The 19,802-nt window shown below is 39.6% G+C and carries 22 protein-coding genes; 11 read left to right on the top strand and 11 right to left on the bottom strand.

Annotated features, from left to right (window positions below; all coding sequences use genetic code 11):
- Window positions 1-69: 69 nt before the first annotated feature.
- The 4 genes from murI to T391_RS08450 form a co-directional block, all read right to left on the bottom strand.
- Window positions 70-813, bottom strand: coding sequence for a glutamate racemase (murI, locus tag T391_RS0105940; RefSeq protein ID WP_027327558.1), 744 nt, complete (start codon window positions 811-813; stop codon window positions 70-72).
- Window positions 813-2,117, bottom strand: coding sequence for a transcription termination factor Rho (rho, locus tag T391_RS0105935; protein ID WP_027327557.1), 1,305 nt, complete (start codon window positions 2,115-2,117; stop codon window positions 813-815). The genes murI and rho overlap by 1 nt, the downstream gene beginning before the upstream one ends.
- A 122-nt stretch (window positions 2,118-2,239) precedes the next feature.
- The gene (locus T391_RS0105930; protein ID WP_027327556.1) at window positions 2,240-2,893 is read right to left on the bottom strand and encodes a response regulator; all 654 of its coding nucleotides are present in this window, start codon (window positions 2,891-2,893) and stop codon (window positions 2,240-2,242) included.
- 73 nt (window positions 2,894-2,966) lie between these two features.
- The gene (locus tag T391_RS08450; protein WP_051420643.1) at window positions 2,967-4,487 is read right to left on the bottom strand and encodes a sensor histidine kinase; all 1,521 of its coding nucleotides are present in this window, start codon (window positions 4,485-4,487) and stop codon (window positions 2,967-2,969) included.
- Window positions 4,488-4,580: 93 nt separating this feature from the next.
- Between T391_RS08450 and T391_RS0105920 the strand changes: the two genes are divergently transcribed.
- From T391_RS0105920 to T391_RS0105880, 9 genes are read left to right on the top strand one after another with little or no spacing between them, the layout of a single operon-like run.
- Window positions 4,581-6,284 carry a cation:proton antiporter gene (locus T391_RS0105920; RefSeq protein ID WP_027327555.1) on the top strand — a complete coding sequence of 568 codons (1,704 nt, stop codon included), beginning with the start codon at window positions 4,581-4,583 and terminating at the stop codon, window positions 6,282-6,284.
- Window positions 6,285-6,337: 53 nt separating this feature from the next.
- A complete protein-coding gene (locus T391_RS0105915; protein WP_027327554.1) occupies window positions 6,338-8,107 on the top strand; it encodes a M3 family oligoendopeptidase in 1,770 nt (589 codons plus the stop codon).
- The gene (locus tag T391_RS08445) at window positions 8,100-8,555 is read left to right on the top strand and encodes a hypothetical protein (RefSeq protein ID WP_051420641.1); all 456 of its coding nucleotides are present in this window, start codon (window positions 8,100-8,102) and stop codon (window positions 8,553-8,555) included. Before T391_RS0105915 ends, T391_RS08445 begins: the two co-directional genes overlap by 8 nt.
- A complete protein-coding gene (locus T391_RS0105905) occupies window positions 8,552-8,818 on the top strand; it encodes a hypothetical protein (RefSeq protein ID WP_027327553.1) in 267 nt (88 codons plus the stop codon). The genes T391_RS08445 and T391_RS0105905 overlap by 4 nt, the downstream gene beginning before the upstream one ends.
- Window positions 8,819-9,610, top strand: coding sequence for a TerB family tellurite resistance protein (locus T391_RS0105900; RefSeq protein WP_027327552.1), 792 nt, complete (start codon window positions 8,819-8,821; stop codon window positions 9,608-9,610).
- Window positions 9,607-10,317, top strand: coding sequence for a DUF3943 domain-containing protein (locus T391_RS08190; RefSeq protein WP_051420640.1), 711 nt, complete (start codon window positions 9,607-9,609; stop codon window positions 10,315-10,317). The genes T391_RS0105900 and T391_RS08190 overlap by 4 nt, the downstream gene beginning before the upstream one ends.
- A 33-nt stretch (window positions 10,318-10,350) precedes the next feature.
- Window positions 10,351-10,944 carry a GTP cyclohydrolase II gene (gene ribA / locus T391_RS0105890; RefSeq protein WP_027327551.1) on the top strand — a complete coding sequence of 198 codons (594 nt, stop codon included), beginning with the start codon at window positions 10,351-10,353 and terminating at the stop codon, window positions 10,942-10,944.
- Between the two features lie 33 nt (window positions 10,945-10,977).
- Window positions 10,978-12,237 carry a molybdopterin molybdotransferase MoeA gene (locus tag T391_RS0105885; protein WP_027327550.1) on the top strand — a complete coding sequence of 420 codons (1,260 nt, stop codon included), beginning with the start codon at window positions 10,978-10,980 and terminating at the stop codon, window positions 12,235-12,237.
- Between the two features lie 12 nt (window positions 12,238-12,249).
- Window positions 12,250-12,477, top strand: a complete 228-nt coding sequence (locus T391_RS0105880; RefSeq protein WP_034583999.1) for a MoaD/ThiS family protein — start codon at window positions 12,250-12,252, stop codon at window positions 12,475-12,477.
- A 277-nt stretch (window positions 12,478-12,754) separates the two neighbouring features.
- Here T391_RS0105880 and T391_RS0105875 read toward each other — a convergent pair whose 3' ends face one another.
- Window positions 12,755-13,312 carry a class I SAM-dependent methyltransferase gene (locus T391_RS0105875; RefSeq protein WP_027327548.1) on the bottom strand — a complete coding sequence of 186 codons (558 nt, stop codon included), beginning with the start codon at window positions 13,310-13,312 and terminating at the stop codon, window positions 12,755-12,757.
- 52 nt (window positions 13,313-13,364) lie between these two features.
- Here T391_RS0105875 and T391_RS0105870 point away from each other — a divergent pair, with 52 nt between their 5' ends.
- Window positions 13,365-14,444, top strand: coding sequence for a tyrosine-type recombinase/integrase (locus tag T391_RS0105870; RefSeq protein ID WP_027327547.1), 1,080 nt, complete (start codon window positions 13,365-13,367; stop codon window positions 14,442-14,444).
- On the opposite strand, the gene moaC is transcribed toward T391_RS0105870, so the two are convergent.
- From moaC to T391_RS0105855, 3 genes are read right to left on the bottom strand one after another with little or no spacing between them, the layout of a single operon-like run.
- Window positions 14,441-14,920 carry a cyclic pyranopterin monophosphate synthase MoaC gene (gene moaC / locus T391_RS0105865; RefSeq protein WP_027327546.1) on the bottom strand — a complete coding sequence of 160 codons (480 nt, stop codon included), beginning with the start codon at window positions 14,918-14,920 and terminating at the stop codon, window positions 14,441-14,443. The genes T391_RS0105870 and moaC overlap by 4 nt on opposite strands.
- A 35-nt stretch (window positions 14,921-14,955) precedes the next feature.
- On the bottom strand, window positions 14,956-15,483 hold the full coding sequence (gene mog / locus T391_RS0105860) for a molybdopterin adenylyltransferase (RefSeq protein WP_027327545.1): 528 nt from the start codon (window positions 15,481-15,483) through the stop codon (window positions 14,956-14,958).
- A gap of 18 nt (window positions 15,484-15,501) precedes the next feature.
- Window positions 15,502-15,942, bottom strand: a complete 441-nt coding sequence (locus T391_RS0105855) for a molybdopterin synthase catalytic subunit (RefSeq protein ID WP_027327544.1) — start codon at window positions 15,940-15,942, stop codon at window positions 15,502-15,504.
- 91 nt (window positions 15,943-16,033) lie between these two features.
- On the opposite strand from T391_RS0105855, the gene T391_RS0105850 reads away from it, so the two are divergent.
- Window positions 16,034-16,603 (top strand): hypothetical protein, encoded by a 570-nt coding sequence (locus T391_RS0105850; protein ID WP_027327543.1) that lies wholly within the window; start codon window positions 16,034-16,036, stop codon window positions 16,601-16,603.
- A 218-nt stretch (window positions 16,604-16,821) separates the two neighbouring features.
- On the opposite strand, the gene T391_RS08185 is transcribed toward T391_RS0105850, so the two are convergent.
- The 3 genes from T391_RS08185 to T391_RS08175 all read right to left on the bottom strand — a co-directional run.
- Window positions 16,822-17,859, bottom strand: a complete 1,038-nt coding sequence (locus tag T391_RS08185) for a RelA/SpoT domain-containing protein (RefSeq protein WP_051420639.1) — start codon at window positions 17,857-17,859, stop codon at window positions 16,822-16,824.
- Window positions 17,860-18,051: 192 nt separating this feature from the next.
- Complete coding sequence (locus tag T391_RS08180; protein ID WP_051420638.1) at window positions 18,052-18,399, bottom strand: hypothetical protein; 348 nt, start codon at window positions 18,397-18,399, stop codon at window positions 18,052-18,054.
- Window positions 18,400-18,447: 48 nt separating this feature from the next.
- Window positions 18,448-19,802 (bottom strand): pentapeptide repeat-containing protein (locus tag T391_RS08175; RefSeq protein ID WP_034583996.1); only part of this gene is annotated, 1,355 nt, incomplete at its 5' end.

The following is a 19,802-nucleotide window of genomic DNA, read 5'->3' as shown; positions in this document are numbered from 1 at the left end:
TCTTATAACAAAATAGCGTTTTGAGTGCTTAGAGAGGCTTGAATATAGAGTTTGAAATACTTTTTAGACTTACAGGGCAAGAAGTTTTTGTGCGATAAGTTTGAGTTTCTCACTGTTTTCTGAAGAAAAAAACTCCACCTGTGTTTGATGGTGGATGTCATAGATTCCTTGGCTTCTCAAATACTCCACGATAGCCTCACCAGAGTGGATGAGTAGTGTCTCTCCTTTAAAGTAGCTTTTGATCTCTTGGGCGATGAAGGGATAATGCGTGCATCCCAAAATAATCGCTTTGGGCGGAGTTTGAAGATCTTTGAAGTAGTGATGCAAACATTGGTGCAAAAACTCTCCTTCCAAGATTCCCTCCTCAACAAAGGGCACAAACAGAGGTGTAGCGATAGAGGTGGTATTGTGATAGCCTAGATTGTTGAGGGCTAGGGGATAGACTTGAGAGACTGTGGTAGCTTGTGTAGCGATGATGAGGATTGGAGAGTCTTTGTCTTGGAGTGCATTTTGTAAGGCCAATACACCAGAATCCACCACACCAATGATGGGGTAAGATGCTTTTGCCCTCATCGATTCTAAAGCATAAGCACTCACAGTATTGCAAGCAACGACCAGATAATCTAGCTCAAAAGGAGCAAAAAACTCCAATGCTTCAAGAGAGTACTTGATAATGGTTTCTTTGTCTTTGCTTCCATAAGGCACGCGTGCAGTATCCCCATAATAAATCATCTCAGCAAAAATCTTAGAATCCATAAGAGATTTGAGGACGCTTACTCCCCCGATACCACTATCAAAGATCCCTGCGCGCATCAATCTTTTTCATTCATAAGATTCAAAAACTCTTCATTATCTTTGGTTTTTTGCATCTTGGCATAGATGAAGCTCAACGCCTCCACATCATCCATTTGCTGCATCACATTTCTGAGCATCCAAACTTTTGTGAGCTTTTCTTTGCCTAGAAGGAGATCATCTTTTCTTGTGCCAGATTTGAGAATGTCAAATGCTGGGTAGATTCTGCGATCTGCAATACTTCGTGCTAGGACGATTTCACTATTTCCTGTGCCTTTAAATTCTTCAAAAATCACTTCATCCATCCTAGAGCCCGTCTCAATCAATGCTGTGGCAATGATGGTCAGACTTCCTCCCTGCTCGATATTTCTTGCTGCACCAAAGAATCTTTTGGGCTTATGGAGTGCATTGGCATCTACACCTCCACTGAGTACCTTGCCACTTGAGGGTGTTGCACCATTATAAGCTCTTGCCAAACGCGTGATTGAATCAAGCAAAATCACTACATCTTGTCCCATTTCCACCATTCTTTTGGCTCGCTCAATCACAAGTTCAGCCACACGAATGTGATTATTTGAAGGAAGATCAAAGGTGGAGCTAAATACTTGACCTTTGATACTTCGCTCCATATCAGTGACTTCCTCGGGTCGCTCATCCACAAGTAAAACCATCAATTCCACCTCAGGGTGATTTGCTGAAATCCCATGAGCAAGCTCTTTCATAAGTTCGGTTTTACCTGTGCGAGGAGGGGCGACGATCAGTGCTCTTTGACCTTTTCCAATGGGGCTAAACAGATCTAGCATTCTTCCTGTGACTTTGAGTGGATTGTATTCAAGTTTGAGTTGCTCCAATGGAAAGAGTGGGGTGAGATTGTCAAAAAGGGGACGATTTCTGATCTCTTCAAGTGAGAGATAGTTGATCGCTTCGATTTTAAGGAGTGCATAATAGCGCTCTTGATCTTTTGGGGGACGCACTTGACCTGTGACGATGTCTCCAGTCCTTAAGGCAAAGCGACGGATTTGGCTTTGAGAGACATAGGTGTCATTTTGGCTATCACTAAAGTTTGCATCAATTCCTCTTAAAAATCCATATCCCTCAGGGCTTAGCTCCAAAATCCCTGTAAAGAGGATATATCCACCTTGATTGACCTGTTTTTTCAAGATCTCAAAAATCAAATCTTGACGGCGATATTCTTGAGGATTCTCAACCCCCATACGAACGGCAATTTCTGTCAGATCTGTGACAGTTTTGGACCGCAATTCCTCAATTTTGTAGCCGTCCACAGGCGTGTGAGTTCTTGAGTTTTTATTTTCTTTTTGACTCATAAAAAATCCCTTTTATAGTGAAAATTTATTTCAGAAATATGTGAAGAAAGCTCCGCAATGTAGTTTTGTAGATAAGAAAGTGGCTATTTTAGTCATTTTCTTATCGCAAGTCAAGTCCCCCTCTATCTTGCTGAGGAGATATCTGGATGGAGACGATAGACTTTGTTTTTGACTTTGGTGACAAGTCCTGTATCTATGAGCTGTTTAAAAGTTTTGACAACTGTTGGCTTACTCACATTGAGTGCCTCCATGATGCTCTCATAAGACCCATAAAATACAAAATCTTGATCAATGTTTTTGAGCAAATAGCGAATGATCTCGATTTTTTTGCCTCCAACAAAAGTTGAAATCGCATTGATAAGAAGTTTTTGGTCATTGATGGTTTGAGCTTGGATGGAGGGCAAAATCACCTTTTTGAGAATCGCAAACAAATCATCTAGCACAACAGGTTTGAGAATATATCCATCTACTTTGAGGTGGATAGCATCAAGCAAGTATTGTGTCTCTGTGTGAGCTGTGGTGATGATGACGGGGAGATTTGGCATCTTTTGCTTGATGATCTTGATCATCTCGATACCATTGAGTTTGGGCATCAAAATATCAGTCAATATCAAATCTACTTTTTGGGTTTCATAAACCCCCAATGCCTCCAATCCATCTCTTGCGATAAAAAGCTCCTTGACATAATCCTCTAAGATGATTTTGCTCGCCTCAAGCGTATCTTCATCATCTTCAACATATAGTAGATTCATTTGTTTTAGCTGCTCTAAAAACATCCTACCTCCTTGTGTGATAACCCAAAAATAACAAGTCTTGCCGAGCTTGTATGATCAGGTCAAGCTTGTATGATCAGGTATTGTATGGTAAAAAAATTTCAAAAGATGCACCCCTATAAGTCTTGTGTGTTATTTTACTCACCCAATCTCGATTCTGAACAGAAATTTTCCCCTCTAGTTGTTTTTCGATAATCTGCTTAACCATATAGAGTCCAACGCCAGTCCCGACAGATTTGTGCTTAGTTGTAAAATATGGATCAAAGATTTTATCGATCTCTTTGATCTTCACTCCTCCTGCATTGTCTCTAATTGTTAGAAAAATATTTTCTTGATCATCCATTGCTGAGACTTCAATCACTCCATGTGAGATTTCTTCTGCCACAATCGCATCTTTGGCATTATTGATAAGGTTTAGCACAACTTGTGTGAAGGCATTTTCATATCCAAACAAACATATACGCTCATCAATAGAGACATATACATCAATATTGCTATTTTTGAGATTGGCTTGCAAAATATCAAGAGAATCTTCAACTCCTTTGCGCAAACTAAATGATTCTCGCACACTGTGTGGGCGAAAAAAATTGCGAAAATTTTCAATCGTGTCAGACATATTTTTGGCGATTCTCAAAGCTCGCTGTGTTTGTGAATCAATAAAATCTTGAGAAAGTCTCTGATGATCGTATTTGAGCTTATAGCTTTGAATGATCAAAATCAGAGAATTGAGTGGTTGCCTCCATTGATGTGCAATATTTTGGATCATCTCCCCAATGGATGCCAAGCGTGCCTGCTGATACATGACTTGATCTTTTTGGCGAGATTCTTTGAGTGCTTGGTTGATCTTTTGCTGGAGGGCATCGTTGAGTTCGTGCAATTCTTTTGTTTTCTGAAATACTGCCTCTTCAAGCGATCCATGCAGGTCTTGAATGGAGGAGATGATGATTTGGGAGAAAAACAATGTTGTAAGCACGATCAAACCTATGAGTACACTGATGAGTAGCATAGAGGTTCTAAAAAGTGAATTGGTTGCATTTTTTTTGAGGTTAAGCACTTCGATACGAAGCTGGATTGCTTGATGGAGTAGGGTATTGAGAGAGAAGCCAATCTCTTGAAACTCGCCTATGCTCAAGCTTGGTCGCATAGCTAAGCGTTGATTGATAATCGTCGCGATTTGACTCTCATAATCCATCAAGCGTTTCATCTGCTTTGAATAATCCAAAAAAATCTCAGCATAAATCTCTTTAAACCTACTGCCATAATTTTCTTCTTCTTGGATGGAGACAAACACACCCCAAGCTTCTCTGAGATCTTTGAGTCCTTCTTTGATTGATTTGTGATTGAGGAAATCTGCCAAAATCGAAGAATAGATATTTTGGATCACAATGAGTTGTTTGAGTTTTTGCTCTTGATGCAAAAAGCTTGAATCATAATCATATTTTAAGCCAAAGAGAGCGATGAGATTTGTACTTACAATCAAAAATAAACCAATCGCAATATTGATCAACAAAATCTTGGTTTTTCTATGTAGGGAAGTCCCAAGAATCGCACTTTTCATCTTTCCAAAGCGCTCAGAAAGCAAATCATAAACACCCATTTTTTTCTCCATTTTTCATCTCAAAAAGTTTAAGTAAAATTCCTTAAAAATTCAACGCTTTTATCCAGAGATACAAATATACAAAGGACATTAATGAGCTTTACAATCGGCGTATTAGCATTGGGGATCGCTGTGATTATTAATATCTTGTTTAAACGGATTGATATTCCAGTGATCATTGGATACATAGTGACAGGCACAATTATTGTCTATGCCTTTGATTTGCGTGCGATTTCTGATGCAGGCAGCCTCAATCACATCGCAGAATTTGGAATCGTTTTCTTGATGTTTATGATTGGCTTGGAGTTTAGCTTCTCTAGGATTAGATCTATGAAACAAGAAGTTTTGCTCTTTGGTGGACTCCAAGTGGCTGCGACGACAACGATTTTCTATCTAATTTCACATTATTTGTTTGGAGCAAATGCTGTGACCTCCATCACTACAGCCTGTGCGCTTTCACTCTCATCAACAGCAATCGTATTGAAGAGCTTTGAAGAAAGCAAAGCTATTGGCACAGGATATGGCAAAAATTCTGTGGGAATCTTGATTATGCAAGATATTGCGGTGATTCCCATCCTTTTGATGGTGGCAATGCTTGGCAATAAAGATGCAGAATTCACACCTCTTCTTGTCAAAACGATCATTTCTGCCATCGTTGTGCTTTTTATTCTTTTTGTCCCTGGAAAATTTATCGCCACACGGATTTTGAAATTTGCTGCTGATACACATATGGATGAGATTTTTGTCGGAACGGTGCTTTTTATTGTGTTGGGTGCAGCACTTTTGAGTGAATATTTTGAATTTTCTCATTCTTTGGGAGCATTTATCGCTGGAATGGTGATCTCTAGCTCAAAATACAAATATCAAGTCGAGGCTGATTTGACACATTTTAGAGATATCTTGCTTGGATTGTTTTTTGTCACAGTTGGGATGCAAGTCAATCTTGAATTTTTGATGCAAAATTTTTTCTTGATTGGGGCGCTTTTGACCTTGGTGATGTGTCTTAAGGTGGGAATTATTTTCACAATTCTCAAAAGTTTTGGGCGCAGTGCAAAAGTCTCACTTAAAACAGCTTTCGCACTTTGTCAAATCGGTGAATTTTCTTTTGCGATTTTTTTGCTATCACAGCAAAATGGGCTTTTGCAAATCAATCAAGAGAGTGAATTCTTGGGATACTTGACTGACTTGGGGATTATGTCTCATAGCTTTACCTCATATGATATGAATCAGACCTTAACCCTTATGGTGATTCTCTCCATGATCGCTACACCCTTTATCCTCAAAAATTTGCGCAATATCACCTCTATTTTTCTTTGGCGCTCCAAAGAAAGTCATGAAGACTATACACTCACCCATACACAAGCCAAACAGAGTGATCTTAAAAACCATGTTGTTGTCTGTGGTTATGGGACATTTGGACAGGAGACGATTAAAGCTCTCAAAGAGAAAGAAACCCCATATATTGCCATCGACTACAATCTCTCGCGAGTTGAAGAGGGTGGCAAAAATGGAGATCGCGTCATTTTTGGCAATATTGAACAAACAAGTATTTTAGAAAAACTCAATCTCTCAGAATCTCTAGCCGTTGTAATCGCCCTAGATCACACCAGCCAAATCAAAAATATTTGCGAGAGTATTTTGGCTAGATTCCCTCAATGCAAGATTGTTGCCAAAGTCACAACCACAGAAGAGGAGGAAGAGCTTCAAGATCTCAATCTTGCTCTCATTATCAATGAAAAGAAAGAAATCGCCAAAATCCTAAGTCAAGCCGCACTCAAAACTACCCCTTTTCACTAAAGAGTGGGAGTTTTTGTATAAAATCTTGGACTTAATTTCAACTCAGAAGGAATGTGATGCAACACCATTGGAATCTAGATAGTCTTTTTCAAAACACAAAGGAACTTCAGCACTGCACTCAAGAGCTTGGCAAACGAGCACAAACTTTTCAGACTTCTTTTCAAGGCAAACTAGGGGAGCACTTCTTGGATGCCTTCAAAGAATATGAGGAGATTTCAGAGCAACTTGCAAGAATAGAAACTTATGTGTTTTTGCTTTTTGCTCAAGATTGTGCCCTTGGCGATATTTATGCCAAGTATGAAATCCTCTGTAATGAGATTCGCAACTCACTTTTGTTTTTTGAGCTTGAATATTGTGCGCTTGATTCTGCATTGATTGAGCGACACAAGAGAGACTATCCTCGCTATGCACACTATTTTCACAATCTCACCAAAGAAAAGCCCCATCGTCTAAGTTTGGATGAAGAAAAAATTGCTCTAGAGTTTTCTCCCCTTGGGGCAGGGGCGTTTTCTAGATTTTTTGATGAACATTTTTCACAGATGAAATTCAAAATCCAAGATGGTAAAAAAACCAAAAAAATAGGGGAAGAAGAAATTTTGGCAGCCCTTCATTCTCCTCGTAGAAAAGAGCGCAAAGAAGCTCATAAAATTTTTACCAAGAAACTCAAAAAATCTGCACATTTTCTGACATATACGCTCAATATGATTCGCAAAGATCTTGCAATCCAAGTCAAGCTACGCAAATATGAACAGCCAGAAAGCTTTAGACATCTTGATAATTGCGCAACTCAAAAGAGTGTGGATTCTTTGATTGAAGTGACCAAGAGGCATTATGGCCTTGTGGAGACTTATTATTTGGCCAAAAAAGAACTACTAGGTCTCAAAGAGCTCAAAGACTATGATCGATACGCACCCATTTGCATTGCCAAGAAAGAAGAGAAGATTCCCTATCAAGATGCGATTCATTTGGTTTTGGAATCTTTTTCTTCTTTTTCTTCTATTTTCTATGACATCACACAAAGGGCGTTGCAAGAAGGATGGATTGATTCTCATCCAAAAGAGCGCAAGAGAGGAGGGGCATTTAGCCATGGTTGCATCCCAAGTGCTCATCCTTATGTATTGCTAAACTACACAGAGGGGCGTAGAGATATCTTCACGATTGCTCATGAATTTGGACATATGATTCATCAAGAATTGAGCAAATCACAAGGCTATCTCAATATGGACACCCCGCTGACCACAGCAGAAACTGCTTCGGTGTTTGCTGAGATGCTGCTTTTTGATCATATGAAAGAAAAAATCTCACAAGATGAATTGCTTGGACTTTATGCTGGCAAGCTTGAAGATATTTTCTCAACGCTTTTTAGACAAATTGTGATGACTTGTTTTGAGCGTCGGATCCATGCAAGCAGTGATGAGCTCAAAACACAAGATTTCAATCTCATTTGGCGAGAGGAGAATCAAAAGATGTTTGGCTCAAGTGTCAAGCTCACCAAAAAATATAACTATTGGTGGAGCTATATTCCGCATTTTATTCACTCACCATTTTATTGCTATGCTTATAGCTATGGACAGCTTCTTGTGCTTGCCCTCTATGGCCTCTATAAACAAGCCAAAGCCCAGGGAAATGAGCAGGACTTTATCTCAAAATACATTCAATTCCTAAGCGCTGGAGGCAGTCAATCACCGCGAGATTTGATCGCTTGTTTTGGTTTTGATGTGGAGAGTGAGGACTTTTGGCTTGTTGGGATGCAGCAAGTTCAAAATCTCTTAGATGAGTTTCTTGCACTTAAGGCAAAAATAGGAGATATAGCATATGCTTGAGTTTTCCGCACCCCAAAGCCTCCAGCCTTTCTTTGAATCACATGCTAGGGATTTCATCACATTTTTTCATTCTCAAGGAGTGCATTTCTCTATCGCATGTGAAACATCTCTGATCCACTTTGATCCCCCATTGACTCAAGAACTCAAAGATAAGATTGGCAAAATTGGATTCTTTATCCTCTCTGGATATAGCTTTGATTCGCTTGAGGTTTTTAAAGATTATTTTATATTTGAGGCTGGATTGATTTTGGAAGAGGGGAAAGATATCGGAACGATTCTTAAAATCCCTTATATTGGAGTGGTGCAAATCTTGATCCAAGATCAAAACACACATCAGCCCACCCCTATCTTTTTTAATCCCTTTGAGCCAATAGAGGCTAAGAGGCATGAGGAATCCATGCGAGCCATTTTGTCCAAAAATGCATCCTTGCTTAAGGATCAAAAATGAAAGCAATCCTGAAAATCTGTTTTGCTCTAGCTGTGGCTAGTCTGTGGTTTTGGCTCACACGCCATGAAGAAATGAGCATTATTTTCTTTTTTATTGTGCTCTTTGCACTCTTCTTCAAACCCTTTCAATCCCCCAATTCAGCAATTAGGGATCAATACATCGAAAAGCTCAAAGAAAACATCAAAAAGCACCAAGAGGTCAATGAAGAGTTTTCAAAAGAGCGTAATGTGACTTATAAAGATTTTAGAAAAAAGGAGAAATAAATGGTTGAAGCTGTGCTGCTTTTGTTGATTGCTGGAGGAGTTGTGTATTATCTCTACATCACACTCAAAGAATATATGAGCAATGAAAATAATCAAAAACGCTTTATTACAAGAGAAAATATGGCTCCACAAATAGAGGCAATAGAGCCAACATTGGAGCAAAAAATCGCTCAAAGTGAGTTTGGGACTTTGGCTGGGATTTTGGGTTATGTGGCTAATGCTGATGGAGAGATCTGTAATCTTGAGCAAAATGTCGCAAATTCAATGCTTGAAGAAATGGCTCAAGAGATGAGTAAATATGGAAATAAGCAAGAAGTCTATGAGATTCTCCAAGCACTTTTTTCAAACACAGACAAAAATATCCAAGATCTCACAGAGCGATATGCTCATCTAAGTAAGGGTGAATATAGAAAAAAACTCAAAGTCGTGGAGTTTTGTTTCGTCCTAGGTTATGCTGATGGTGTGCTCAATGATGCTACCAAGGAATCCATCATCGATATTGCTGCACTTCTTGAGCTAGACAATCAAGATTTCAATGGACTTTATGAAGATTTTGCACAAGAAAATCACATCAAACTCTCTCTTCAAGAGGCTAAAGAAATCTTTGGAGATACACAGGATTTGGATGCCAGATATCAGCAGCTTATCGCTCAGACCAAACAACCTCCAACCAATGACAAAAATATCCAAAAACTCAATGGAAGAGAGCAACTACTCAAACTCCAACAAATCCACCAAGCTTATGAGATGCTCAAATCTCAATCTGCTTCATCTAGCGAGTCTAGACATTGAAAAAAATTGTTTTATTTCTTTTGGTGATTACTTTTGCCATGTCTGAGAATCTCTCTCCTGTTTTTGATCCTAGACGCACTCCTGCATATCTTCCTGATAGTCGATGGGGTTATGTGGGAACGAGTGCTGCCCTCACTATCGCTGGATCATTGGCTGGTGCTGGGATTTTGTTCTTGATGCCCGAATCTGTGACTAAATGGGATAAAGAAGATATTGAAAATCTTGGTTCAAATTATCTCAAAAAAGTCAGACGCGGCCCAGTTGTCGATAAAGATGAATGGTGGCTTAATTGGATCACGCATCCTTACTGGGGGGCAGTTTATTATCTCCAAACACGCCGAGCGGGATTTAATTGGGGGTTTTCTACATTTTATAGCTTTTTGTGCTCGACCTTTTTTTGGGAATATGGTATCGAAGCATTTGCAGAGACGCCAAGCTGGCAGGATTTGGTTGTGACTCCAGCCCTTGGCTCTCTCTTTGGTGAACTCTTTTATCTTGGGATCAACTACATCCAAAACAATAATTCTGAGCTTTTTGGCTCTAGATTTGTGGGTGGGTTATTTTTATTTTTGATGGATCCTATTGGATTTGTCATCCAAGATCTCAAACTTGGCCAAGCTTTGGGAATCAAAAATACACGAGAATTTCAAAGTTTTTATGTCCCCAAAAAAGATGGAATCCTTTTTGTAACAACTTATCGTTGGTAAAATGCCGCCGCATCTTAAAACAAAGGATTTTCCTTGAAAGTTGATATTTCACAAACTGCAATTTTGCCTACTCCTTATGGGGACTTTAAACTCACAGCTTTTCGAGAATGGACACAAAATATTCATGGAAGAGATTGTGAGTTGGAGCATCTTGTCATTAGCTCTATGCAGATTCCAGCCAAACCTCTAGTGAGAATCCATTCAGAATGTCTCACAGGTGATGTGCTACATTCTCTCAAATGTGATTGTGGAGGAGAGCTTGAGATCGCATTGCGTCTCATCCAAGAGAGAGGAGGGATGATCTTATATCTTCGCCAAGAGGGGAGGGGAATAGGGCTTTTTAACAAAATCAATGCCTATGCGCTCCAAGATCAGGGGATGGATACTGTTGAGGCCAATGAAGCTCTGGGTTTGCCCAAAGATGGAAGAGATTACAAAATCGTTGAAGTGATTTTCAAGCATTTCAATCTCACAGAAATCACTCTATTGACAAACAATCCTCTCAAGCTTAAATTTTTGAAATCTTTTGTGAGTGTTGATCGTGAGGAGATTCTCGCTCCAAGTAATTGCCACAACCAAAAGTATCTAGAAATCAAAAAGATCAAAATGGGTCATTTGCTCCCATAAGCCATACATACAAGATCAAAAACAAGGGATAATATGGAAACAAAATACAACATCAGCTATGAAGAAAGTCTAGAAATCCTAGATGGGCTAGAGGTAGAAACTAAAAGCTTGGAAAATGTTTTTTTGAGCGATTCGCTCAATCGCATCTTGGCGCAAGATATCTGTGCTAAGGAAACGATGCCATCTCATCCCATCGCATCGATGGATGGATATGCTTGTGCATCTCAAGATATTCCTCTTTTGTATGATCAAGGTTTGAGGCTTGTGGGTATCAATAAGGCTGGAGAGAGTGAGATTCCATCCTTGATCCAAGGGGGATGTATCAAAACTTTTACAGGGGCAAGGATGCCTCAGGGTTGTGATGTGCTGATCTTGGTTGAGCACACAAAGATGGAGGAGGGCGCGCAAGGAGAAATCATCACTTTGTGTCAAGATGCTCCATCACCAATCCCCAATCAATGGATCCGCCAAATTGGAGAAAATTATAAAGAGGGGGAGATTTTGCTTCAAAAAGGCAGCAGAATCACTCCATTTGAAATCGGTCTTCTAGCAGAACTTAATTATGTTTTTGTCCCTGTTTATATGCGCCCTAAAGTTGCGATTTTGAGTGGGGGAGATGAGATTTTGGAAATTGGTGAAGAGCGACGAGAGAATACTGTCCGCAGTGTCAATAATCACCTCCTCAAAGCAATTGCTGAGACACTTGGAGCCCAAGTCTCGCTCTTCCCTCTCCTCAAAGATCACAAAGAGCAAATTAGAATGCAAGTTTTGGAGGCATTGAGGGATTGTGATATCCTCATCACCACGGGTGGGGCAAGTAAAGGTGATTTTGACTATGTTCAAGAAGTGCTACATCAAGAATGTCAAATGCACTTCAAGGGCGTGAGGGTCAAACCTGGCAAACCTGTTGGTTTTGGTATGTATCAAAACAAAAGTTTTGTCTTTGGTCTTCCAGGCTTTCCAAATTCTTGTGCTGTGACTTTTATGCTTTTTGTGCGTCCACTGATAGCAAAACTTCTGGGAATCTCTTCCATCCATATCTCTAAACTCAAAGCACATCTTGCTCAAGAGATCAAGAGAACCGATTCTAGAGCTGAATTTAGAATCTGTGATTTGAGCATTAGGCAAGGGCGCTATGAGGTTGGGTTTTGGAACAAAAAAATATTGCAAAGCTCTGTTATCAATAATTTTTGCCAATCTAGTGCACTCATTTTCTTGGAAGAAAATGGCTCTAGCATCAAAGCAAGGGAAGAAGTTGATATCATTTTGCTCTCTCATCTATTGCAATTTTAAGGAGGATTGGCTATGGCAAAAATTTATGTAGAGTTCTTGGGACCCATCGGGCTTGAGCCGCAATCTTTTGATCTTGCTTCTTTGGAGGATCTCAAAAATGAATTACAAAAAAACCCACACTTAAATGAATGGCTCAAGCTTAGCGCTGTTGCTATTAATGATGAGATCGTTGAGAATCTAGACTATATATTCCAAGATGGAGATAAGGTTGTTTTGCTTCCTCCAGTCTGTGGGGGATAAATAAAAAGAGGGGGTATTCAATCACTCGCAATCGCTAAACTGCATCACTGCAAGCACAAAACAAATCAATCGAATTCTTTTTTTCTTTTTTCTTTGTCTGGGTCTGGTTTGGATTACACAAAATCCAAACTAAACTAAAAAACATCAAAACATCTATCGGTGCGGGATCTATGTGTATTTAGTTATGAAAACTATAATTTTCAAACCAAGTAGAAAGGACTGATACTCTGATCGAGAAACTGATCCCCCTAATTCTTTTTAATTCTTTTTTAAATTTTTACTTTTGACAATAATACACGCAAGCTGGAGGGAAATTTCTCCACACGATTCTAGAAATACGCACAGAATCAAAGATAGTAAAAAGTTTTTTGCGAAATCTTTTGGCTTGAGGTGTGGGCAACACATAGGCAAAGGTCGAAAATGTCCCCCCTTCTCTCAGTGAAGCATAGATCTTTTCTAGTAGAAAATCTTGCTCTTTACTTGAAAACACGCTCCAAGGAAGTCCAGAGACTACAGCATCTAAGCCCTCACTGATCCCTTCTTGAGAGAGCACATCTAGTATTTCTTCAGCACCACGATGAAAGATCTTGGCTTGAGGGTATGTTTTTTGCAATTCTTTGACAAAAACAGGATTGACCTCAAGAGCAAAAAATTGACCATGAGGTTGCTTGATGCGCAAAATTTCATGTGTAAAAACACCAAGTCCAGGACCGATCTCAGCAATATTGCGAGCCTCTTCTATCCCCATCCCCTCAATCATCGCAGATGCCAAACTTCTTGAACTAGAACAAACTGCACCAATCTTTCGTGGATTTCTCAAAAAGTGCCATAGCATCCCTTATATCCTTGCATATAATTTCAGAAAACAAGATTATAAGGATTTTTTGATGCGTTACCCACTCAATCATAAGGGGGATTTTCAAGAGAGCCTTTTGTTTTGGATGACGCGTTTTTTGCGCTTTAAGCTCACCACTCTATCCAATAAAAATATCCAAGACAAAGATAGATTCTCCATCCTTCTTGCCAAGTTTCAAAATGCATCAATCTCAATCGATGCGCTTGAACAGCTTTGCAAAGAAGCGCGCAAGATCGGACTGATTGGAATCATGACCTATGCTGCTCCCCTACTCCGCCTCCATCCTTATCTCAATGCGATGGGATATACAGATCTTAGGCAGATTGATGAAGAGATTTTGATTGATTTTTTGAGTATCCAAGGAAGTGGGCTTAGCATAGCAAGTAAGAAAAACTATCGTATCGCCTTGATTGGGTTTTTTGGCTACATTGATAAACAAAATGAAGAGCTTGATGGCACATCTTATGTTTTTGGGATCGAACTCAAAAATATCTCTGGACTTCGGGGCAAAAGCGGGCAAAAACTTCCAGCTTATATGAATGAAGTTGAGATTGAGAGATTTCTGCAATGTATCGATGATTTTAAGCAGTCAGATAAAGTAAGTGCTAGAAATCGTCTTGCAATCAAGATGGTGATCTATACAGGGGTGAGGACAAGTGAGATTCTCAATCTGAGATTGAAAGATATTTTTCCAGAAAATGGCGTATATCTGCTTCAGATTCGAGGCAAGGGAGACAAGATGCGCGTCGTGATGATCAAACGCCCTCATATCCAATCCCTCCTAGATCTCTGGATGCAAAAACGCAAAGAGCTAGGGATCAAAAGTGAATTTTTGTTTTGTAATCAGCAGGGCAAACCTCTCACACAAGCCTATCTTTACAAAATCGTCGATCAGATTCTAAGCTATGGCGGAATCTTCAAAGAAAAAATGGGGGCGCATATGCTGCGCCATAGTTTTGCAACCTTGCTCTATCAAAAAAGCCAAGATCTTGTCCTCGTGCAAGAGGCATTGGGTCATGCAGATCTCAACACAAGCCGAATCTATACGCATTTTGACAAAAACCGCCTCATGGAGGCAGCAAGCATTATGGATAAAATGGGGCGGACTTAAGAATCTAGAGCCTTGTATTCTCCACTTTTGCCCCCGCTTTTATAATCAAGGGCGATATCAAAGATCTTCATCCCCTTATCGATGGCTTTGAGCATATCATAAATCGTCAAAAGCCCGATAGATACGCTTGTGAGAGCCTCCATCTCAATCCCTGTTTTTCCATCACATTTCAATGTGGCGATCAAGGTGATGGTCTGATTGGCATCATCATATTCTGCATCGATATTGACAGAATTGATGGCAATGGGATGGCACATCGGGATCAATTCACTTGTTTTTTTGGCTCCCATGATCGCGGCAATGATTCCTGTCTGCATCACGGGACCCTTTTTGCCTGTTGAGTGTTTGAGTGCTTCATAAGCCTCTTGACTCATACTGATTTTGCCTTTGGCAATCGCTATTCTTTGGGTGATTGCCTTTTCGCCGACATCTACCATCGTTGGATGATTCTTTTCATTTAGATGTGTGAGTTTGATCTCTTGCATTTTCATTCCTTTTGGTTTGATTCTTTTTATGAAGATTTGGGGCGGAATACATTGATTTTCTCTGGATTTCCCTCAATATAGCTTCCCCCAATAAGGTCGATACAGTAAGGGATCGCTGGGAAAACAGCTTCCAAACATTCGCGGATGCTTTTGGGTTTCCCAGGAAGATTGACGATCAGGCTTCTGCCTCTGATTCCTGCGGTTTGACGCGAGAGGATGGCAGTTGGCACATATTTGAGGCTTGTATTTCTCATAAGCTCACCAAACCCTGGCATCATCTTGTGACAAACTGCCTCTGTGGCTTCAGGTGTCACATCTCTTGGAGCAGGACCAGTCCCTCCTGTGGTGACGACCAAATCACAACCATAAGTATCACACATCGCAATGAGGCTTTTTTCAATCTCTTCTTGTGTGTCTGGAATCACCTCATAGACATATTCCCATTCTGAGGAGATAAACTCACCCAAAACTTCAATAATCGCCTTTCCTGATAAGTCCTCATAAACTCCACTACTTGCACGATCACTTGCAACGATAATTCCAATTTTTGTCATATCTGTCCTTTTTGGTTTTTATTTGGCTAATAGCCCACTACCTTTTAGCTGATAACTTCGATCTTTGGCATAGATTCTTTGACCATTGAGTAAATCATACTTCCAAATGGGCGCATTGTGTTTGAAGTCCTCCACAAATTCATCATAAAGCTCCAAGGCAATCTTGCGGTTTGATGAGAGAATCGCGCTCATATATGAACTCTGACCATTATAAACATCTCCGATAGAGTGAGCCATACACACGATCACCCCGCTCTCCTCTGCAAGCTTCTCCCATTTGGAAAACCATTGCCTAAGCAAGGCTTCATGCACATCAAAGCTCAATCCATCAATCCCATTTTCATCTCTTACAATCCCACAAAACACACAGCAAGCTCCAAAATTATGCTCTCTTGCGATATGCTCCCATTGAGCATAGATTTCTTGTGTTGGCAAAGCTTTTGGATAAAGATCTAACATCCCCTCTCCTTTTAAGATATTGCAAAGCAAAACTAGCATTATATAATTCTAAATATTCTTAAACTTCACAGCCCAGATAAAAGGATGAAAAATGAACAAAACACAGATGATTTCTCTTGGATTGCTTGGTGCCCTACTCCTAGGAGGATGTGCTCAAAGAGAGTTGGTTTTCACTCAAGATGCATTGTGTCAGTCCCCTATCGCAAATATTCATCTCCAAAGTGTGTATAAAAAAGAAGGGCATAGCACCACTTCAGAAATAGAATTCAAAAAAGATCTTGAGACAGTCATCAAAAATACAGGGTGTATCCGCCTTGTCAATTCTCCAAAAGATGATGCTTTTACTCTCAATGCGACATATGAAGTCAATGTCCAAAACCAAGCAGAGAAAACAACTTTCAAAACCAAAACAAACAATATCTTGCATGCCAAAGTCATACTCAATCTGAGTAATCAAGAGATCATTAGACGAGATTATGGAGAATCTAAAATTGCCATTGAGGAAAATAAGGTCTTGGGGATCGGTGAAAATGAGCAGATTTCTCAAGAAGATGAAGAAAAAGCTCTCAAGAGCTCAATTCTGGCTGCACTCAAAAGCTTCATCGCTGCAATGCAAGCCAAACAAAATACACAAGATCCCTCACAAGAATCTCTTCAATAACCCCCCCCCCCTCTTCTCTTTTGTCGATCTTGTAAGTATTGGGTGATTTTTCTCAATCCTCGCAGGATCTCAAATCTCAAGAAGCCAAAATACTTCTTTGGGTGATAGGCTTCTTTTCCTTCATTGGCAAAGGCTTGACTGGAGGCTTTGTAGAGCTTTATCTCCCCATGCTCAAATCATCCAACACTTTCTAAATGCCCTATTTGTGGTGTATTCCACTAAATGCTACTTGCATCAGCATAGGATACTTCTCTACTCTCAAACTCCTTCTCTAGTGTTTGGATGAATGTCTTGCAGTCAAGATAGTAGTTGGGATAGGCTTTCTGGATCTGCTTGAAATCATCAAGAGAGATAAGTACCACATCGCAATTTTCTTCACTTGTCTTGGATTCCAAAGCATCATAGAGGATTTGAGCTTCGATGTATCGCTCTTTAGGGAATCCATTGATTTGAAGATATCTTGTTTGAAGATTGAGCCAAATGACAAAGTAATAATCTTCTTTTCTCTTCTCTAGTCTTGTTGAGACTGAAAGGGCTGAGAGGTATTTGAGAATAGAGTGCGAAGCATCAAGGGTTTGGAGCTTGGCGATCAAATCTTTTTTCTGATTTTTCTGACTCTCTTCAATATGCTTCAATTCTTTGAGGGCAAATAAATCACCACACACTCTAAAAAACTCCTTGTAATACTCCTCGCCCTCTCCGCTCTTTAGCTTGGAGTTGAGTCCCATCCCTAGCACTTCAACAGCCGTTGCCCATAAGTGCTGGAGTTTGGTGCGTATCTGAAGCTCTAGAGTTAGGCCATGGCACTGAGTGTGCTTGCCTCTTGCGTATTTGTAGATCTGATGGATTGAGCGATAGCCATCAGGCTTAGGATGAGCGATATAGTCAGAACATCGCACAAACTCAAAATTGGCTTTGGAAGAGCGATAAGTCTTCTTCATCTCAGTGATAAATTGATCAAGTGTATCTATTTGAGCAAACACAATCCTCATCCCCGCAATATCCTGCATACGATGAAGCTGCATATCGGGGAATCTAATAAGCTTGGATCTGATAGAGGGGTAGCGCTTCAAACGGCGCGAAAAGACAAGAGGCTTGAGCTTAAGTCTTTTAAGCTTGGATCGCAAAGAGCTTGCCATAAGGGGCATAATCTCTGCATGAAGCCCACGCCAACGATGGAACTCCTCCAAGTCTTGAGCGGATGCCCCATCTTTGCGAATCAAATCACCAATTTTCTGAATCTGCTTTTTGCTCATCAGCTCTCCTTCTTCAGGGTTATCTATGCAAATTTTATTCCCCTCTGGCTTGGGATGATGGAGTTTTTGCGAGCGGTTTTTGCAGAGAGAAGAAAATATCGTGTATAAAAAAAGGGAGAGAAGCCTTAGCCTCTCTCCCCGCTAAACCGAAGTTTTTGGTCTTGGCGTATTATAGTCTATTTTTGGAGGTAGTTAGGCATTTTCTAGCGATTCTAGCTCTTCAAGGGTTTTGTGAATCATCTCCACCTTGCCCTCTCTCACTTCCTCTAGTCGCTTTTGTATCTCGTGGGTATAGGGGCTGTAACTCATCAGGGTATCCACCCTTTCTTGTGGGATGTGGTAGCGTGCTTGGAAGTTTTTCACTTCTTGAGGGTGGGCTTCACTCTGAATCACATCGATGACATACTTCTCCGCCTCGCTTAGTTCCCTACTCCCCACACTCATAAAAAGGTTTTTTAGCTCATCAACACTGAGATGTTTGCTCCTATCTGAAATCGAAGCATTTGCACTCAAAAGCAGCATCGGGGTTGTGGGTTTCATCTCTGCTCCTTGTTTTTGTAATTTTAACACTCTTTTGACTTTTGATTCTTAGCTTGGGATGATGGAGTTTTTGCGGGCAGTTTTTTGGAGGGAGAAGAGCATCAAAAACATCAAGATACAATACACCACGCTAAGGCTCTGCATCGCAGGGAAAGAAGTGGTTGGGGAAGATTCTAAAAACCTACCAACAAATGGGAGCAGGAGAGTGGGCTTGAGAATCAAAACACCTACACAAACTAAATAAGAAAATATCGTAATAAAAAACTTTTGAATTTGTAAGCACAAAATATAAGATGCAACAAAAGCAAAGCATAAAAAGAAAATAAAAAATGCTTCACTAAGCCTATAGTACAAACAGCAGGCAATACAAACAACAAGTAGTATGTCTATTATCTTAAAAGAAAACAATTTTTCTTGCACCACTTTTCTTAATTCTAAATATGAGTAAATCCCACAGAAATTCACTATTGCCAAAGAAACAAGTCCGATTTCAATCGGTATCTTTTTAGGTAGTTCTGAAAAAATATAAGATTTTGTTTGGAGCAATGCAAATATCGGAATATTATTTATTTTTGGCTTAACAATTTCTATTGTCTGCGTAAATAATGTTGTAGCACAAGCAAAGATTCCAAAAAGTGCGATGAGCAAAATGACATTATTGAAAATCTTGGCTAGGTCGGTGTGGTGGTCGGAGGTGAGGCGATAGAAGTATAATTGCCATTTCTCAACTTTTTCTTTTAGAGAAGTTTTGTTTTGCTTTTCTTTTTCTTCAAGCTCTATTTCTCTTGCATAAAGCTCTTGGGTATGAAGCTCTGAAGCATCAATTATATTATGGTGAGCTAGGCGATTGCTTTTTAGTCTTCTGAATAAATCTCGCCAAATAGAAATATTTTCTCTTGGAATCTCTTCAGGTTCATAATGCAAATATTGATGATCGATATTAAATTGTCCTTCAAATGTATTGGTAGTCAAAATCGGCTTTAACTCTATTGAAAATACTTTTTCTCCAAAAGTGTTTGTTTCTTTGAATACGCAATCTTGAAATTTGACATCTTGAAACATAGGTTTTATTTCTTTTTGATTTTTAAAAAGAGTGTTTTTTAATACACACCTATCAAAATTTGTTTGATGTGGAAAAATACAATCAATCAAATTCACTCTCTCAAATTCACTCTCCCAAAAAGTAATTTCTTCTTGAAAGAAGGTAATTTTTCTAAAAGTTGATTTTTTAAATGTGGTTTTTTCAAAACTTGTCCTTCCTTTAAAATCAATTTGACTAAAAAGAACTGTTTCAAATAGTGCCTCGTCAAAATTATTTTCGACAGTTTCACCATCAGTGGCTTGTGCTTGGAATTTGGTTTTGATAAACCTTGCTTCATTTTTAAATCGTGAAAGTTCGAAAT

It is taken from the genome of Helicobacter pametensis ATCC 51478 (assembly GCF_000518225.1).
GTDB lineage: Bacteria > Campylobacterota > Campylobacteria > Campylobacterales > Helicobacteraceae > Helicobacter_G > Helicobacter_G pametensis.
The sequence above is the reverse complement of the archived record's forward strand: the minus strand, read 5'-3'. Positions and strand labels throughout refer to the sequence as shown.

Bases quoted from the DNA above. Each gene is read 5' to 3' on its own strand.
- T391_RS08185 (WP_051420639.1), bottom strand. From the start codon at position 17,859: ATGAGCAAAAAGCAGATTCAGAAAATTGGTGATTTGATTCGCAAAGAT.
- rho (WP_027327557.1), bottom strand. From the start codon at position 2,117: ATGAGTCAAAAAGAAAATAAAAACTCAAGAACTCACACGCCTGTGGAC.
- T391_RS08445 (WP_051420641.1), top strand. From the start codon at position 8,100: ATGCTTGAGTTTTCCGCACCCCAAAGCCTCCAGCCTTTCTTTGAATCA.
- T391_RS0105875 (WP_027327548.1), bottom strand. From the start codon at position 13,312: ATGCTATGGCACTTTTTGAGAAATCCACGAAAGATTGGTGCAGTTTGT.
- T391_RS0105880 (WP_034583999.1), top strand. From the start codon at position 12,250: ATGGCAAAAATTTATGTAGAGTTCTTGGGACCCATCGGGCTTGAGCCG.
- T391_RS0105920 (WP_027327555.1), top strand. From the start codon at position 4,581: ATGAGCTTTACAATCGGCGTATTAGCATTGGGGATCGCTGTGATTATT.
- T391_RS0105885 (WP_027327550.1), top strand. From the start codon at position 10,978: ATGGAAACAAAATACAACATCAGCTATGAAGAAAGTCTAGAAATCCTA.
- murI (WP_027327558.1), bottom strand. From the start codon at position 813: ATGCGCGCAGGGATCTTTGATAGTGGTATCGGGGGAGTAAGCGTCCTC.
- T391_RS0105900 (WP_027327552.1), top strand. From the start codon at position 8,819: ATGGTTGAAGCTGTGCTGCTTTTGTTGATTGCTGGAGGAGTTGTGTAT.
- T391_RS0105850 (WP_027327543.1), top strand. From the start codon at position 16,034: ATGAACAAAACACAGATGATTTCTCTTGGATTGCTTGGTGCCCTACTC.
- mog (WP_027327545.1), bottom strand. From the start codon at position 15,483: ATGACAAAAATTGGAATTATCGTTGCAAGTGATCGTGCAAGTAGTGGA.
- T391_RS0105905 (WP_027327553.1), top strand. From the start codon at position 8,552: ATGAAAGCAATCCTGAAAATCTGTTTTGCTCTAGCTGTGGCTAGTCTG.
- T391_RS0105855 (WP_027327544.1), bottom strand. From the start codon at position 15,942: ATGTTAGATCTTTATCCAAAAGCTTTGCCAACACAAGAAATCTATGCT.
- T391_RS08180 (WP_051420638.1), bottom strand. From the start codon at position 18,399: ATGAAACCCACAACCCCGATGCTGCTTTTGAGTGCAAATGCTTCGATT.
- T391_RS0105930 (WP_027327556.1), bottom strand. From the start codon at position 2,893: ATGTTTTTAGAGCAGCTAAAACAAATGAATCTACTATATGTTGAAGAT.
- T391_RS08450 (WP_051420643.1), bottom strand. From the start codon at position 4,487: ATGGGTGTTTATGATTTGCTTTCTGAGCGCTTTGGAAAGATGAAAAGT.
- T391_RS0105870 (WP_027327547.1), top strand. From the start codon at position 13,365: ATGCGTTACCCACTCAATCATAAGGGGGATTTTCAAGAGAGCCTTTTG.